The following is a 14,674-nucleotide window of genomic DNA, read 5'->3' as shown; positions in this document are numbered from 1 at the left end:
TGGTAGATGGCCGGGGACAGCAAAGAAGGCGGAACGGCAGGCGGCAGCGTCGAGGAAATGACGGATACCTCCCAAGGTTGGCTGAATGGCCTGACGGAAGGACTTCCCAAGTACGAATCGGTCGTTGAGGCGATTGCAAAAGGCATCGAAACCGGCGAATTGAAACCCGGCGCACGGCTACCACCACAGCGGTTCCTGGCCCGCCAGTTCGGTGTGACGGTTGCAACCGTCACCAAAGCCATCGAACACGCCACGCGCCGGGGCCTGATCGTGACGAAAACCGGCAGTGGAACGTTCGTTTGCCGCAAGACCGTCGAGGAACCCCTCGAACACGACGGCTTCGTCGATTTATCGCTGAACACGTTGCCGACGTCCGTTGCGGGGCCCATCCTGCAGCACAGCTTTCGCGCCATCGCGACCACGGGGGAGCCCCAGCAACTCTTCGGACATTCGCCCCTGGAGGGTGCACTGCGCAACCGGCGTGCTGGCGCCGCATGGTTTGCGCTGCGCGGGCTTACCTTCTCCCCCGATCAAGTGCTGATAACGCAGGGTGCCCATGAAGGCATTCTATGCACACTGCTCGCACTGGCATCGCCAGGCGATGCCGTTCTGTGCGAGCGACTCAACTATGTCGGTCTAAAGCGCATTGCACAGCTCTTGCAGCTTCGCCTGATTCCGGTGGACGTGGACCATGAGGGCCTGAATAGCACTATGCTCTGGCGCTTTCTGCGCGATAAATCCATCAAGGCCGTCGTCTGCACCCCCGTCACCCACAATCCCACCACAGCCAGCCTTAGCCCGCCCCGGCGGGCGGAGTTGCTGCGTTTCGCTCGGGAAGCCGCGATCCCGATCGTGGAGGACGATGTCTACGGAATGCTTGCCGGCGCACACGCCCCGCCTCTGGCCAGCGAATGGCCTGAGGGGGTCGTGATCGTCAGCAGCCTGTCAAAGTCCGTATCCCCGGGCATCCGGGTGGGCTACGTCGCGGCGCCGGCAGGACTCGTCTCGCGCATCAGGGATGCGATGTCCATGCTTGGATGGACCGAGCCGTCGACCCAAGCCACCATCGCAAGCCAGTTGATTCATTCGGGTGACGCGTTCCAGAGCACGCTACTGCATCGGATGGAAGCCAGCCGACGTGTCGCGATTGCTGCTCGCTCTCTTGGGCCACGCATGGCCTCACCCTCAGGCGCACCTTCGTATCACGTCTGGGTCGATACCGGCTCGACACCTCCGGAAAACGCCATCGCCGAGCTTGCCAGGATTGGCATTCTGGTGTCGGCGTCAACACAGTTTCTGATCGGCGACGGCCCCGTCGATCATGCTTTGCGAATCAGCCTTGGCTCGGTGGCGTCCATCGATGCGCTCAAGCCGGCCCTGGACGCGGTGGCCCGCGTTCTATCCCGGCGAAGCCCGCCGAAATCTGCCTGATTCTCGACTCACACGCCCCAATGATCGAAATCGCGATGCGTACCAGTACGCATTGACAACGTACCCCTTGGTTTTCCCGAATATCTGATAACGCCGGCGCTCCGTCAAAGCGGCAATCAATGCGCGAAAGCCTTGATAAAACAAGCGGTTCAGGTGATTCCACGTCTCCGGAATCACTTGTCGACAATGAAATGCTCGACATTATTGCCCTCTTGAAAACGATTTTGAACTAGTCCACCATGAATAAACAATGAATGTGTACTGGTTCGATCGATATGCCTCCGATCAACCACCCGGGGCGCAAAGTCAGCCCCTTAACCGGAGATGGCCATGAAATCGGAATTCAAGCATTGGGGCGCTGCCCTCGCGTTCGTCTGGGCCGCGTCGTGTCTGGCATCGGCTGCCCATAGCCAGGAACTGACGGGCACGCTTCAAAAAATTAAGTCGTCGGGAACGATGACCCTTGGCGTGCGCGAATCGTCCGTGCCTTTCTCCTACCTCGACGATAAACAGGTGTATCGCGGTTACTCCATTGACGCTTGCATGAAGATCGTGGACGCGGTGAAGGCTAAGGTAGGGCTACCCAACCTGAACGTGAAGTATCAGCCGATTACCTCTGCCACCCGAATCCCGCTGATGCTCAATCAGACGATCGACCTGACATGCGGCTCGGATGCGAACACGCTGGATCGACAACGACAGGTAGCGTTCTCCTACACGCTTTACGTCGGCAACGAAGCCGCTGCGTCACTCAAACGGTCAAACATCCGCACGCTCGACGACCTCCGCGGCAAGACGGTTGTTACCTCATCGGGCACCACGGACATCGCGCACATCAACGAGTTGAACCAGCAAGACGGCCTCGGCATGAAGTTGACCGTTGCGGCTGATCATGCTGCGTCATTCATGACGATGAGTAGCGGTCGCGCCGTCGCCTTCATCATCACCGACATTCTTGCGGCCTCTCAGATTGCCAACGCAAAAAATCCCGACGATTACGTGATGTGGAACATCGAGAAAATGCCGGTCGAGCCCTGGGCACTCATGATGAGACGCAATGACCCGCAGTTCCGCGCACTTGTGAACGATACGCTTGCCGACATGTTCAAGTCCGGCCAGATGAATGCGCTTTACCAGAAATGGTTCGAGTCGACCCTGCCATCGCTCGGTATCAACCTGCGCATTCCGATGAGCGAAAAACTCAAGCACGCCATTGCGGTTCCCAACGATTCGGGCGACCCCAAAGACTACAAATGAGCTTGCGACGGCGGAGGTCCGAACATGAATTACCACTGGGACTGGCAGGTATTTTCACAGCCATCGCCTGACGGCAACGGCACTTACCTCGAGACGATCCTCAACGGGCTTTGCTGGACGCTGGCAACCGCCGGCGCCGCATGGATTCTGGCTCTCGTTCTCGGGGTAATTGTCGGTGCGTTATGCACGCTCAGGAGTCACTGGGTGTCACGGCTGGCACACGGGTATATCGAGGTGTTTCGCAACATACCGTTGCTGGTCCAGATGTTCCTCTTCTATTTCGTGGCGCCGGAGCTACTGCCACGAGCCCTCGGTGTGTGGCTGAAGGCTTACGAATACTCGGCATACGTGACCGCCGTCGTTTCTCTCGGGTTTTACACGTCGGCACGCGTTGCCGTTCAGGTTTCGGCGGGCATCAGGAGTCTGTCGCGGGGGCAGGAAATGGCGGCGTTGGCGACCGGGATGACACTTTGGCAATCCTATCGCTACGTGTTGCTGCCGCAGGCCGTGCGCATCATTGTCTTGCCGCTCACAGGCGAATTTGTCGGCGTTATGAAAAATAGTGCGGTCGCGCTGACCATCGGCCTGATGGAGCTGACGGCGCGCACGCGCGCCGTGACTGAGCTCTCGTTTCAGACGTTTGAACCATTTATTGTGGCAACGGCGCTATATGTGCTGATCAATCTCGCGGTGATTTACGTCATGCGCCGCGTAGACGCCAGATTCTCAACGCCTCGCGGATAAGGGTGAATTCATGTTGGAAGGTTTTGACACCGGAGTCATCACGCGCTCGCTGAACTATCTGTTCGTCGATGGAATGACCTTCACGATCAAGCTGACACTCATGGCGATGGTGGGTGGGCTTGTGGCCGGGACCGGGCTTGCGCTGATGCGGCTGTCTGGCAATGCGGCGGTGAGAAATATCGCTTCTGCCTACGTCAATCTGGTACGCGCGGTGCCGCTCGTCCTGGTGATCTTCTGGTTCTATTTTTTGGTGCCTTATATCGGCGCCTGGCTCACCGGGGCACAAAATCCGATTCAGGTGGGAGCCTTCACGTCGTCGCTGACGACCTTCGTTATGTTCGAGGCGGCGTACTACTGCGAGATCATGCGCGCAGGCATTCTGTCGGTACCCCGCGGCCAGTTTTATGCCGCCCGCGCGCTCGGCATGCGCGAGACCCAGATCATGGCGTTGATCGTGATTCCTCAGGCAGTCCGGAACATGCTGCCGGTCTTGCTCACACAGACCATCATCCTCTTCCAGGACGTGTCTCTTGTGTACGTGATTTCGATTACCGATTTCGTCGGTGCCGCCTCCAACGTGGCCCAACGCGACGGACGCCCCATCGAAATGTATGTTTTCGTCGCTGCCGTGTATTTCGTTATCAGCTTTGGTCTTTCGCGCGTCGTGGGCCGGCTCCAGCGCCGCATCCAGATCGTTCGTTAATGACCCGACTCTCCCTGAACTGACCACCATGATCGAGATCAAGAACGTCTCAAAAAATTACGGCGCCTTCAAGGTTCTGGAAGACTGCAACGCGACTGTCGCCCGAGGCGAGGTCGTTGTGGTTTGCGGGCCATCGGGCTCCGGGAAATCCACCCTCATCAAGACAGTCAACGGACTGGAGCCGGTTCAGGCCGGTGAAATTCGCGTCGACGGCACGCTGGTCAGCGACAGGCATGCTTCGCTTCCGGCCCTGCGCGCACGTATTGGCATGGTTTTCCAGGGATTCGAGCTGTTTCCTCACCTGAGCGTACGCGACAACCTGACGCTCGCTCAGATCAAAGTTCTGCGCCGTTCGCCCGACGAGGCCATCGCCAAGGGCTTACGGTATCTCGAACGAGTGGGATTGCTTGCGCAACAACACAAGTTCCCGGCGCAGCTCTCGGGTGGACAACAGCAACGGGTTGCAATCGCGCGCGCGTTGTCGATGGACCCGATTGTCATGCTCTTCGACGAGCCGACGTCCGCGCTCGATCCGGAAATGGTCAACGAGGTGCTGGACGTGATGACCGGCCTTGCAAACGATGGCATGACGATGATGGTGGTCACCCATGAGATGGGATTCGCTCGGCGCGTAGCAAACCGAGTGCGGTTCATGGATCAGGGGCGCGTAGTCGAAGATCGCAGCAAAGACGCGTTTTTTGGCGCTCCCGTATCTGACCGTGCCAAGGATTTTCTGGGGAAGATATTGCACTGAACTGCAACGATCGCGAGTGTATACTAGTTCGCATGCGAAAATTGCTCCGCAAGCGCATCCGCCAACCTCGTGCACACGACCATGAATAACAAGTGGATTCCCGAGACGCGGGACCCGAATACTCCGAAGTACCTGACGCTGGTGACCTCCATCGAGAACGCCATTACCAGTGGGGCGCTGCGTCCGGGCGAAAAGCTGCCGTCGAATCGCGAGATCAGTGAGGAGTTCGGCGTCACCGTCGCCACCGTTTCTCGCGCCATGGGCGAGGCGGCCCGACGTGGACTGGTCGAAGCACGCGTGGGTAGCGGCACCTTCGTGTGCAATGCGTTCGACGCCACGCCACAACACGAAAATGCCGTGGCGGATCTTTCGCTCAATACATTGCCGACCAGCGTAGTGAACGGCGCGCTGGCAAAAGCCATGAGCCGACTTGCGTCGGAGACACTGCAGGAAAGCCTGTTCTCGTACCGATCTTACGTCCCGTCACACCATCATCGTCAGCTCGCGACGCAATGGTTAGCGGCGTCTAGCCCATCTGCGGTGCCCAGCCGGATGCTCTGCACGGCAGGCGTGCATCAGGGGCTGCTCGCGGCATTCAAAACGCTCTTGCGCCCCGGCGATCGTGCAGTTTGCGAAGCGTTGACGTATACCGGCATCAAACGCATTGCCGAGTATGCGAACGTCGAACTGGTGGCCGCGCAGTGTGACGACAACGGTGTCATTCCCGAATCGGTTGACGAGGTATTGAAGCGCACGAAAGCGAAGGTTGTCGTGCTGACGCCAACGATGCATAACCCGACGACCGCGACCCTTTCGCTTGCCCGGCGCGAGGCGTTGGTCAAGATCGTTAGGGCACACGATGCAATGCTCATCGAGGACGGCGTGAATGTGCCACTTGCGAACGATGGGTTGCCCACACTGACGTCGCTGATGCCTGATCGTTCGCTGTATCTGACAGGACTTTCGAAATGCGTGGCGTCGGGCTTCCGACTCGGCTACGCGTTGGTGCCGGATGTGTACTTCAACGTGTTCCACGAGGCACTCGTCAGCACGCAATGGATCGGACCGGGCGTCTATGCGACGCTTGCCGAATCCATTCTTGCCGACGGCTCTCTTGCCGAGTGCATCGAACTTCACCGCAAAGAGTCGCTGGCACGTGCGCGTCTCGCTCGGAAGTTCATTCCTGCCGTGCGCGAAACCGAATCTGTCGGATACCATGTCTGGGTGCCTGTCGCTACCGTTGGCCAGGTCAACGATTTCTGCACGCGGGCACTGCAAGCAGGGGTGCGCGTTTCGCCGGGCCCGCATTTCGCAGTCGCCGCTGATAGCACGCAGATCGGGTACCGAATCAGCCTCGGCACCGTGGGCGCGAGAGACGATCTTGAGCGGGCGCTGCGCGTGCTCGCTAGCATCAGCAATGTGCCCGATACCACATTCGCCACACTTATCTGATCGGCAGATGCTCTCGCAAGCGCTCGAATTCGAGCCAGATCATCTCACGATGCAACGACTCCAACAGGCGTTCTCGTCGAATGGCTTCGTGGTTCTGAGAGGCATTGCGAGTGAACAAACCTGCGACGAACTGGAGGCTGTGACACGCGCAGAGCTGCGCCATCCGGCCCCGCCTCTTGAGTTCGAAGCAGACGTAGGATATGCGGGGGCACCGGCCTCGCGCGAGGCGACCGGCGGGAATACCATCCGCCGGTTGCGTAACGCTTATGGTCGTCACGAGGCGTTTCGCCGCTGGGCTTCCAGCCCGCAATTGGTAAACACCGTCGCCACGCTTCTTGACGAAGAGGTCTGTCTGACATTGGCACATCACAACTGCGTGATGACCAAACATCCTCATTTCGGCAGCAAGACCGGATGGCATCGAGACATTCGGTATTGGTCTTTCAAGCGCGCCGAGCTTGTCGTGGCCTGGCTTGCACTGGGCGATGAGAACGAACACAACGGGGCACTTCGTGTCATTCCGACTTCCCATCGGACGGTACTCGCAGATTCTCAGCTCGATGATGCCGCTTTCCTGGTTGAGAGCCATCCGGATAGTGCACCGCTGCTACGCAGCGCATGCAGCATCGCGTTGCGACGCGGTGACGTGCTGCTTTTTCACAGTCAACTTTTTCACGCCGCCGGGCAGAACCTTTCCGACAGCGTAAAGTTGTCGATCGCCTTCGCCTTTTTCGGCGCTAGCAATTCTCCTCTCGAAGGAACTCGCTCGCATCAGACCGGATTCGTAGCGCTTGGACGCGGCGACAACAACACATCTGAGTCTGCCCCGGACCAGTCGTAACGACGGCCGCACTGCTTTGGCCTCATTCCGAATTCCCCGGAATCAACGCGCCAGACCTCCTGCTTTCCTGAAAACCACGTGGTGTGCCACTGCGCGCGATGGCCATCCGTTCGCCTGCCGCCGAGCCGCGTCTGATTGACGGTCGGCGCCGACGGAGACGGAACGATTTTTGTATTGAACTAGTACGATTGTTGGGTATTTTCTTGTTCTGCTCAATTAATCTAGTACATATCAATCAACGTGGTACCCAAACAGGAGTGCAGTCATGTCAGTGCAAGCAAGTTCTTCCGCCCTCGTCACCGGTGAAATCTACGTTCCCGGTCTTTCCGCCGAACATGTGGCAAAGCAATATGGCATTTCGCTCGAGGACGTTGCGAAGCTGGCCAGCGCAGAGAATCCGCACGGGGCATCGCCTGCGGCCGAAGCTGCGGTCAAGGAGGCCTGGGGGCGGCTCTCGATCTATCCCGATTGGACTGCCAAGGCATTGCGCGAGGCGATCGCCGAGAAATATGGATTTGCTCCCGAATGCGTGGTTTGCGGTTCCGGGGAGACGGAAGTGATTTCGATGGTGATCCGAGCATTCGCGGGCGTCGACCAACCGGTGTTGATGCACAACCCGTGTTTCCCGTTGTACCGAATTTACTCGAACTGTGAAGGCCGACGCCCCGTTTTCACCCCGATGGGTAAAGACTTCGAGCCGCTGGTAGATGAGTACATCGCCACCATGAAGAAGTCGAAACCGCGCATTGCCTTCATGACGAACCCGCATAATCCGAGCGGTCGTCTGCTGAGCGAAGCCGAGGTTCGACGCATTTGCGATGCCGCGGACAAGGACACCTTGCTGGTGCTCGACGAAGCGTATGTGCACTACAGCTCAGCGACCTTCGGTATGTCGCTGCTGCATGAATACGACAATCTGATTGTGCTTCGCACGTTCTCGAAAGCGTTTGGCCTGGCCGGCCTTCGCATTGGTTTTGGCATCGCGAAGAATCCGGATCTCATCACGCCGCTGCGCAACATCAAGCCGACATGGAATATGGGACAACTGCAGATCGCGGGCGGCATTGCAGGAATCAACGACGACGCGCACGTTGCCCGCGCTGTAAAGACCGTTAGCGAGATGCGTCCGTATGTGATGAATGGCCTGAACAAGATTGAGGGATACCGCTCTGTCCCTGGGTCCGAAGCGAACTTCTTCCTTGCCGAGATCCTGAACGAGGATCAAGACTCGACGTTTGTGTTCAATGAATTGCTCAAACGCGGCGTGATCGTCAAGGACGGCACAGACATTCCCGGACTTGGGGCACGCTATCTGCGCGTTGACGTGAATTTGCAGCGCCACATGGACCGCTTCCTCTGGGCCATGGGTGAGATCAGCGCGCTGGGGCAGGCGAAGTCACGGTAACGGCCTCAACTTGGGCGAGCCGGCGCGTCAGCGCCGGCTTTGTCTAATGTAGAGCATCACAGTTGAATTTTCCGCCCGTCTAAGCCGCAGCTAACCCGGCATTGGCTTCTCGCAGAACCTGAATGAGCTGATCTTCGGTGAGCTGCTTCTTCATGCTCAATCTCCTGACTACGTGGTTGTCCCCCGAATCGGCGCGCGACTCAATTCAGGGGAGACGCCGGTCAGAATTCTTTGACGAACGTGGTCAAGACCGTGGTGACACGGTTGTAGTTGCGCTGCCAGATTGGCAATGCAACCTTCAGTTTGATGAGACTCTTCCACGCCGGAATCTGGTATGCGATAACCGGGCCGATAGTCGCCGCGCCAAGCCTGTTCCCATTGCCGTTAACGGGGACGCCGTTGATCCGATCGTCGGCCACTTGCGTTGCATAGTTGCCAGCGAGACCTACCTGCCACTTTCCGATGCGTTCGCTCACAGCCCAGTCGAAATCGACCACATCGCCCGTCTGGTAGTTGTTCGCATGATTCTTGGTTGCGATGTCGTACCAGATGGTCAGCGAAAACTCAGTGCCATCACCGAGCAGATTGGGTTGCGTCAGGTAGCTAAACGACGCGTTCGGAATGAAAAAGAAAACATTGTGACCAGGTGATCCCCATGGGCTCGCCACATTGTATTGTCCCGTGGGAAAAATCATTGAATACGCGAGCTTGACCGTAAGGCCATAGGGCAACCGCTTACCGGGATGGCCGTCCTCTTCGCCGCCACCGATATGCTTGCTCCAGCTCAGCAAGTCAGAGTACAAGTCGGCGACGCCGCGCACGTATCCGGAGCGGCCGTACGCTGTCATGTGATATTCGCCGGCTTCGTCAATGAGCGTGGTGGCCAGCGTGCCTCCGGCGAGTTTGAAGGGGTAGACGTACATGATGCCCGCAACGCCAGTTGCAACGTGCACGCCGTATCGGGCCGCGGTTTCCTCGCGTGCATCGTTCCCGTAGATGGCAGATCCATTGACGAAGTCCGTCATCAGGATTCCATAGAATCCCGATGACGGAGGTAGATACGCGGAACCGATATCGGCGCCTCCCGTGATTCCTCCATACATGAAACCCTCTGAAGCACGGGCCGGGTCCGTAAGGCACGCCCCAACGAGGGAAATCAGCAAAAAAAGTCTCCATTTCATAGTTTTAGTTTCCTTTATTGGTATCGATCAGGATCGAAGAGATGATCCAAAAGCATCGTCCGGAATTCGCGAATGGACGACTTGACATGGTTCCGCGGAAAGAGCCGAGGTCGATCATGATCTAATGGGTGACCCAAATGAAGCTGGGAAATACCATTAGTGGCTAGGCCGTAACGTCGTTGATCAGAACGACATGTCTTCGTCTCATTCGCGTCAATCCGTAGCCGGCTCTACGCGCGTGGTAGATGCAATGCCGCCAATTGAGCGAAGAGGAAACAGGCGCGATTAAGGGAAAACGCCAGTAGCGGACAGCGTCTGTGCAAAAGCATCATCCATTTAAATGGATGAGCCATTTTGCGCTGAAGTCACTTCGGACTCTTGAAACGCAGAGGCTGCATCAAAGGGGAAGGGGGGCGGGGTCTCGGGGCGCCTTTCCGAACCGGCCACGGCCTCCGAGAATTCTTCCGTTTTCCCTATGGAACAAACGTCAGAACCCTCGCACGCGCCCATACGTAGTCAACAAGCGCCGCTTGCGGGACCACAGCTCGTTATTGCTACCATCTTTGTCGCGATGGCGACGTTCATGACGGTTCTGGATACGTCGATCGCAAACGTTGCTATCCCAAGTTTGTCAGGCGAACTTGGTGTCTCGGTTGACGAAGGTACGTGGGTCATCACGATCTTCGCGGCGGCCAACGCGGTTTCGATTCCGCTGACCGGATGGCTCACGCAACGCGTGGGGCAGGTAAGGCTTTTCGTCGGTTCCATCCTGGGCTTCGTCATTGCCTCGTGGTTGTGCGGGATCGCGCCAACCCTGCCGTTTTTGCTGGGCGCCCGAGTCCTTCAGGGCATCGTGGCGGGGCCACTCATTCCACTGTCTCAGGCTCTGCTGCTCAGTTCATGGCCAAAGGAAAAGTCGGGGACAGCGCTGTCACTGTGGGCCGTGACCGCTACCGTCGGGCCTATCGCCGGCCCCTTGCTCGGCGGATGGCTGACCGATCACTACAGCTGGTCGTGGATTTTCTACGTCAATATTCCGGTGGGCATCGCAGCGGCCTCAGTCGTTTGGATGATCTACCAGAAACGTGAAACGCCGGTCGTGAAGCTGCCGATCGATCTTGTCGGACTCGGGCTGCTTGTCGCCTGGGTCGGTGCGTTGCAGGTAATGCTCGACAAGGGGGAGGATCTTGACTGGTTCTCGTCGCCTGTCATCGTCGCGCTTGGCATCCTGGCGCTTGTTTGCTTCGCTTTTTTCCTGGTGTGGGAGTTGACGGAGCCGCATCCGATCGTTGACATAAAGCTGTTTCAACAGGTTAATTTTCGATGGGGAACCATAGCCATTTCGGTATCCTATGCGCTTTATTTTGGAAACCTGGTTCTGTTGCCCCAATGGATGCAGTCGTACTTGGGATACACCGCTTTCGATGCCGGAAAGATCACTGCGCCGGTGGGTGTGTTTGCCTTGCTGCTCAGTCCTGCCATCGGACGACTGATGTCTCGTATCGATGTCCGGCTGATGGCGACGTTGGCATTTTTAGGCTATGCAGGTGTTTTCTTTCTGCGCAGCAGCTATGTTTCCCAGATCGATGCCTTCCACCTGGTGCTGCCCACCTTGCTACAGGGCATACCGGTTGCGTTATGGTTCGTCCCGCTAACCGCGATCATTCTTTCCGAACTCCCACCGGAACGTATTCCCGCCGCCGCCGGACTATCGAATTTTGCGAGAATATTTTGCGGGGCGGTTGGGACATCGATCTCGACAACCGTCTGGAACAATCGGACGATCCTGCATCACGCCCGTCTTATCGAACAGGCCAGTGTCAATAATCCCGTCTTTGCCCAACAGATCGACGCGCTGCAAACCTTGCTTCACGTAGACCAGTCGACTGCATACGCGATGTACAACACGACCGTGACGGGGCAGGCCGTGGTCATGGGGCTTGACGACTTCTTCTACATATCGAGCGTCATATTCGTGCTGATGATCCCGCTGATCTGGTTCACCAGATCGGTAGGCAACGGGGCGAACGTCGATGCTGCAACTGCAGCACATTGAGCGCCGCTTTTAACCCCGATGTCTCGCATTCGGGGTTGGCGCGACGATGCGAGCATCTCGCCGATCCTGATCCAGCCCGCTTATTGCGGCGCCGCGTCACGATGATTCCTCAGCACCTTCTGCGCGCGATTCAGGGAAAACTCTAGTAGCGAATTGGATCGTCAGAAAGCATCATCCATTCAAATGGATGAGCCATTAAGAATGATTGGTCCGGATAAGTCCGGCGCCGGGTTGTCGCGAGTCGGGCGGCAGTGGCGCCAGTACGGATTGCAAGCGTGATTCTTCGAGGGGAAGTCAAGTGTCAGTGAACGACATCAGATACAAGCGGCTGGGATACGTCGCGTTGAATGTAACGAACGTCGAACGTTCGGCCAGGTTTTATCGGGAGATCGTGGGCTTGACCGCGGGTCCCGTCCGGGGCGCAGGGTGGGCCTCATTTCGCTGCAGCGACAGGCTTCACGATCTGATCCTTTTCCGGGGCGCGCAGCCAGGCCTCAAGCGCCTCGGTTGGGAAATGGAGGATCACGAAGCGTTGGTCGCGGTGGCCAAGAGTCTTGGGGAAGCCGGGATTGCCGTCAGCACGGTGCCCGAGGCCGAGTTGGCACTGTTGGGGGTAGGTCACGCGATCCGTGCGATCGATCCCGTGACGGGCGCGACATACGAGTTCTATGTCGGGATGGCTGCGGCGGATGAGCCTTTCGTCAAGTCTCACACGGCTATCGCTCGTCTCGGGCACGTCGTGGTGGGGAGTCCCGATCGGGAGGCTTCCGAGCGTTTCATGATCGATCGCCTGAACTTTCGTGTCTCCGATCGCATTCAGGATACGGTGACCTTCATGCGCTGCTTTCCCAATCCCTACCACCACAGCTTCGGCATCGGTCGTGCCAGTGCATCGACGTTTCACCATATCAACTTCATGGTGAGTTCGATGGACGACATCGGCATTGCGCTGAATCGTCTGAAACGTAACGACGTGCCGATTGTTTTCGGCCCCGGCAAGCACCCACCTTCGGAATCGGTCTTTCTCTACTACCTGGACCCGGATGGCCTGACGGTTGAGTACAGCTTCGGCATGGAGGAATTCCCGGAGGTCGCTCCCCGTGAACCTCGCGCCATGCCACTGGGAATCGAATCGGTTGACTACTGGGGTGGGACGCCTCAGCCGGGCATGGGCTGGAAAGGGGTGATCGAGAAAGAGGTGGCATCCGATGAATAGTCAGTTCACCGGCAAGGTTGCGCTCGTGACGGGGGCAGCCAGCCCGATCGGGCGCGCAATCGTTCGTCGACTGGCGGCCGGTGGGGCAAGGCTTCTGTTGGCCGATGTTGACGAAGCGGCGTTGCAGGCCACGGCTCGCACAGTCGAGGTGGAGACAGTGTGTGTGACGGGAGATCTCAGTCAGCCTGAGGTTGCGCTCGCGTGCGTCGAGCGCGCTCGCGAGACGCCCTTCGGGAAACTCGACATTCTCGTGAACAACGCAGGCGGAGGAATCATCCTCCCATTTCTTGAGCACACGCCGGACACGATGCGCACGACGGTCGACCGGAATCTGTGGACGACGGTCTGGTGTACTCGGTTCGCGCTGCCGCTCATGGTGCAGAGCGGATACGGCCGGATCGTCAACATCGGCGCTGACTCTGTGCGCAATGGCCTGATTGATCACGCGATGTACAACGCGGCGAAAGGTGGCGTTCACGCCATTGCAACCGGCATAGCGCGCGAATTCGCGCATCTCGACATTACAGCCAACGTGGTGGCGCCCTGCATGATCGCGACCCCACGTGTGGAGGAGGCCCGGGCAGCAGGTAACCCCAAGGTGCGCCTCATGGAAGAGGTCATTCCGAAAGGCCGGGCGGGGGACCCCGATGAAGTCGCGTCGATGGTGACCTACCTGGCGTCGGATGAAGCGAGGTTCGTGACCGGTCAGGTGTTCAGCGTCAATGGCGGCAGCACGATGCTATGACCGTCTTATCGATTGAAAATCAGGAGTGGATCAAATGATCGAAGAACAGCAATGGGAGAGTCGGTACCTAAACAGTGCGGCTGGCCGGATTCATTATCAGGATGCAGGAGCAGGCGACACGCCTCCGCTCATTCTGATCCACGGCGGGGGGCCGGGAGCTTATGGATGGAGCAACTACCGCCGCAATGCCGGCCCTCTGTCGCGCAACCGCCGCGTCATTGTCATCGATCTGCCCGGCTACGGTCAGTCTGAGGCACGTCCTGTCGATGAAGCCGGAATCTACGGCGCAAATGCCCGCGCCGTACTGGAACTGATGGATGCGTTGAACATCGGCAAAGTGAGTCTCGTCGGTAATTCGCTTGGCGGGGGTATTTCGCTGCGGCTCGCACTGGATCACCCGGAAAGGGTTGACCGCCTGATTCTCATGGGCCCTGGTGGAAGTATCGGTGCAACGTCGACGTTCCCGTCAGAGGGCTTGCAGCGGATGCTGGACTTCTACGAAGGGGAGGGCCCCTCGCTCGAGAAGCTGCGCAAGGTCGTCGACCTGCTTGTCTACGACCCCTCCGTCATCACCGAGAGCCTGCTGGAAGAGCGACTCGCAACGGCGCAGTCTCCACAGACGCTGAAAAATCCTCCTCTGAGGCGCCAGGCGGCGAACCCCAGGAATGAGCTATGGCGAGAAAACCTGGCGGGCCTGACACATCGGACGCTCCTGATTTGGGGACGCGAAGACAAGGTTTTGCCGCTCGACATGTCGTTCATTCTGCTCAAGTTGATTCCAAACGCCGATCTGCATGTGTTTTCGAAATGCGGTCACTGGGCGCAATGGGAAAAGGCGGACGTATTCAATCAACTCGTCGACCAGTTCCTGCTGGCGTCGTAAGTGACA

13 protein-coding genes are annotated in these 14,674 nt (G+C 58.2%); 12 read left to right on the top strand and 1 reads right to left on the bottom strand.

Translation table 11 applies throughout. The annotated features are described in order from the left end of the window. Window positions 1-6 precede the first annotated feature (6 nt). From PI93_RS21470 to PI93_RS21435, 8 genes are all read left to right on the top strand, one after another. Window positions 7-1,431, top strand: coding sequence for an aminotransferase-like domain-containing protein (locus tag PI93_RS21470; RefSeq protein ID WP_039373505.1), 1,425 nt, complete (start codon window positions 7-9; stop codon window positions 1,429-1,431). A 456-nt stretch (window positions 1,432-1,887) separates the two neighbouring features. Further along, entirely contained in the window at window positions 1,888-2,688 is an 801-nt protein-coding gene (locus PI93_RS21465; RefSeq protein ID WP_236109275.1) for an amino acid ABC transporter substrate-binding protein, read from the top strand. Between the two features lie 24 nt (window positions 2,689-2,712). Further along, entirely contained in the window at window positions 2,713-3,432 is a 720-nt protein-coding gene (locus tag PI93_RS21460) for an amino acid ABC transporter permease (protein ID WP_039373509.1), read from the top strand. Window positions 3,433-3,442: 10 nt separating this feature from the next. Then, complete coding sequence (locus tag PI93_RS21455; RefSeq protein WP_039373510.1) at window positions 3,443-4,135, top strand: amino acid ABC transporter permease; 693 nt, start codon at window positions 3,443-3,445, stop codon at window positions 4,133-4,135. Window positions 4,136-4,163: 28 nt separating this feature from the next. Then, window positions 4,164-4,889: an amino acid ABC transporter ATP-binding protein gene (locus PI93_RS21450; protein ID WP_039373512.1), complete on the top strand. Its 726-nt coding sequence runs from the start codon at window positions 4,164-4,166 to the stop codon at window positions 4,887-4,889. A gap of 81 nt (window positions 4,890-4,970) precedes the next feature. After that, window positions 4,971-6,341 carry an aminotransferase-like domain-containing protein gene (locus PI93_RS21445; RefSeq protein WP_039373513.1) on the top strand — a complete coding sequence of 457 codons (1,371 nt, stop codon included), beginning with the start codon at window positions 4,971-4,973 and terminating at the stop codon, window positions 6,339-6,341. 7 nt (window positions 6,342-6,348) lie between these two features. Then, the gene (locus tag PI93_RS21440; RefSeq protein ID WP_052240898.1) at window positions 6,349-7,182 is read left to right on the top strand and encodes a phytanoyl-CoA dioxygenase family protein; all 834 of its coding nucleotides are present in this window, start codon (window positions 6,349-6,351) and stop codon (window positions 7,180-7,182) included. A gap of 265 nt (window positions 7,183-7,447) precedes the next feature. Continuing rightward, entirely contained in the window at window positions 7,448-8,587 is a 1,140-nt protein-coding gene (locus tag PI93_RS21435) for a pyridoxal phosphate-dependent aminotransferase (protein ID WP_039373515.1), read from the top strand. A gap of 221 nt (window positions 8,588-8,808) precedes the next feature. Here the strand turns inward: PI93_RS21435 and PI93_RS21430 are convergent, their stop codons facing one another. Beyond that, window positions 8,809-9,612, bottom strand: coding sequence for a SphA family protein (locus PI93_RS21430; RefSeq protein ID WP_052240899.1), 804 nt, complete (start codon window positions 9,610-9,612; stop codon window positions 8,809-8,811). 631 nt (window positions 9,613-10,243) lie between these two features. Between PI93_RS21430 and PI93_RS21425 the strand changes: the two genes are divergently transcribed. The 4 genes from PI93_RS21425 (at window position 10,244) to PI93_RS21410 (ending at window position 14,668) form a co-directional block, all read left to right on the top strand. Next, window positions 10,244-11,824 carry a DHA2 family efflux MFS transporter permease subunit gene (locus PI93_RS21425; RefSeq protein ID WP_039373517.1) on the top strand — a complete coding sequence of 527 codons (1,581 nt, stop codon included), beginning with the start codon at window positions 10,244-10,246 and terminating at the stop codon, window positions 11,822-11,824. A 298-nt stretch (window positions 11,825-12,122) separates the two neighbouring features. Next, entirely contained in the window at window positions 12,123-13,040 is a 918-nt protein-coding gene (locus PI93_RS21420; protein ID WP_039373518.1) for a VOC family protein, read from the top strand. After that, window positions 13,033-13,785 carry an SDR family NAD(P)-dependent oxidoreductase gene (locus PI93_RS21415; RefSeq protein ID WP_039373519.1) on the top strand — a complete coding sequence of 251 codons (753 nt, stop codon included), beginning with the start codon at window positions 13,033-13,035 and terminating at the stop codon, window positions 13,783-13,785. Before PI93_RS21420 ends, PI93_RS21415 begins: the two co-directional genes overlap by 8 nt. Window positions 13,786-13,819: 34 nt before the next feature. Next, window positions 13,820-14,668, top strand: coding sequence for an alpha/beta fold hydrolase (locus PI93_RS21410; RefSeq protein ID WP_039373520.1), 849 nt, complete (start codon window positions 13,820-13,822; stop codon window positions 14,666-14,668). Window positions 14,669-14,674: the final 6 nt, after the last annotated feature.

Origin of the sequence: Pandoraea fibrosis (genome assembly GCF_000807775.2) — a bacterium.
GTDB lineage: Bacteria > Pseudomonadota > Gammaproteobacteria > Burkholderiales > Burkholderiaceae > Pandoraea > Pandoraea fibrosis.
The sequence above is the reverse complement of the archived record's forward strand: the minus strand, read 5'-3'. Positions and strand labels throughout refer to the sequence as shown.

Coding starts and splice junctions, on each gene's coding strand:
- PI93_RS21470 (WP_039373505.1), top strand. CDS start 7: ATGGCCGGGGACAGCAAAGAAGGCGGAACGGCAGGCGGCAGCGTCGAG.
- PI93_RS21465 (WP_236109275.1), top strand. CDS start 1,888: ATGACCCTTGGCGTGCGCGAATCGTCCGTGCCTTTCTCCTACCTCGAC.
- PI93_RS21460 (WP_039373509.1), top strand. CDS start 2,713: ATGAATTACCACTGGGACTGGCAGGTATTTTCACAGCCATCGCCTGAC.
- PI93_RS21455 (WP_039373510.1), top strand. CDS start 3,443: ATGTTGGAAGGTTTTGACACCGGAGTCATCACGCGCTCGCTGAACTAT.
- PI93_RS21450 (WP_039373512.1), top strand. CDS start 4,164: ATGATCGAGATCAAGAACGTCTCAAAAAATTACGGCGCCTTCAAGGTT.
- PI93_RS21445 (WP_039373513.1), top strand. CDS start 4,971: ATGAATAACAAGTGGATTCCCGAGACGCGGGACCCGAATACTCCGAAG.
- PI93_RS21440 (WP_052240898.1), top strand. CDS start 6,349: ATGCTCTCGCAAGCGCTCGAATTCGAGCCAGATCATCTCACGATGCAA.
- PI93_RS21435 (WP_039373515.1), top strand. CDS start 7,448: ATGTCAGTGCAAGCAAGTTCTTCCGCCCTCGTCACCGGTGAAATCTAC.
- PI93_RS21430 (WP_052240899.1), bottom strand. CDS start 9,612: ATGACGGACTTCGTCAATGGATCTGCCATCTACGGGAACGATGCACGC.
- PI93_RS21425 (WP_039373517.1), top strand. CDS start 10,244: ATGGAACAAACGTCAGAACCCTCGCACGCGCCCATACGTAGTCAACAA.
- PI93_RS21415 (WP_039373519.1), top strand. CDS start 13,033: ATGAATAGTCAGTTCACCGGCAAGGTTGCGCTCGTGACGGGGGCAGCC.
- PI93_RS21410 (WP_039373520.1), top strand. CDS start 13,820: ATGATCGAAGAACAGCAATGGGAGAGTCGGTACCTAAACAGTGCGGCT.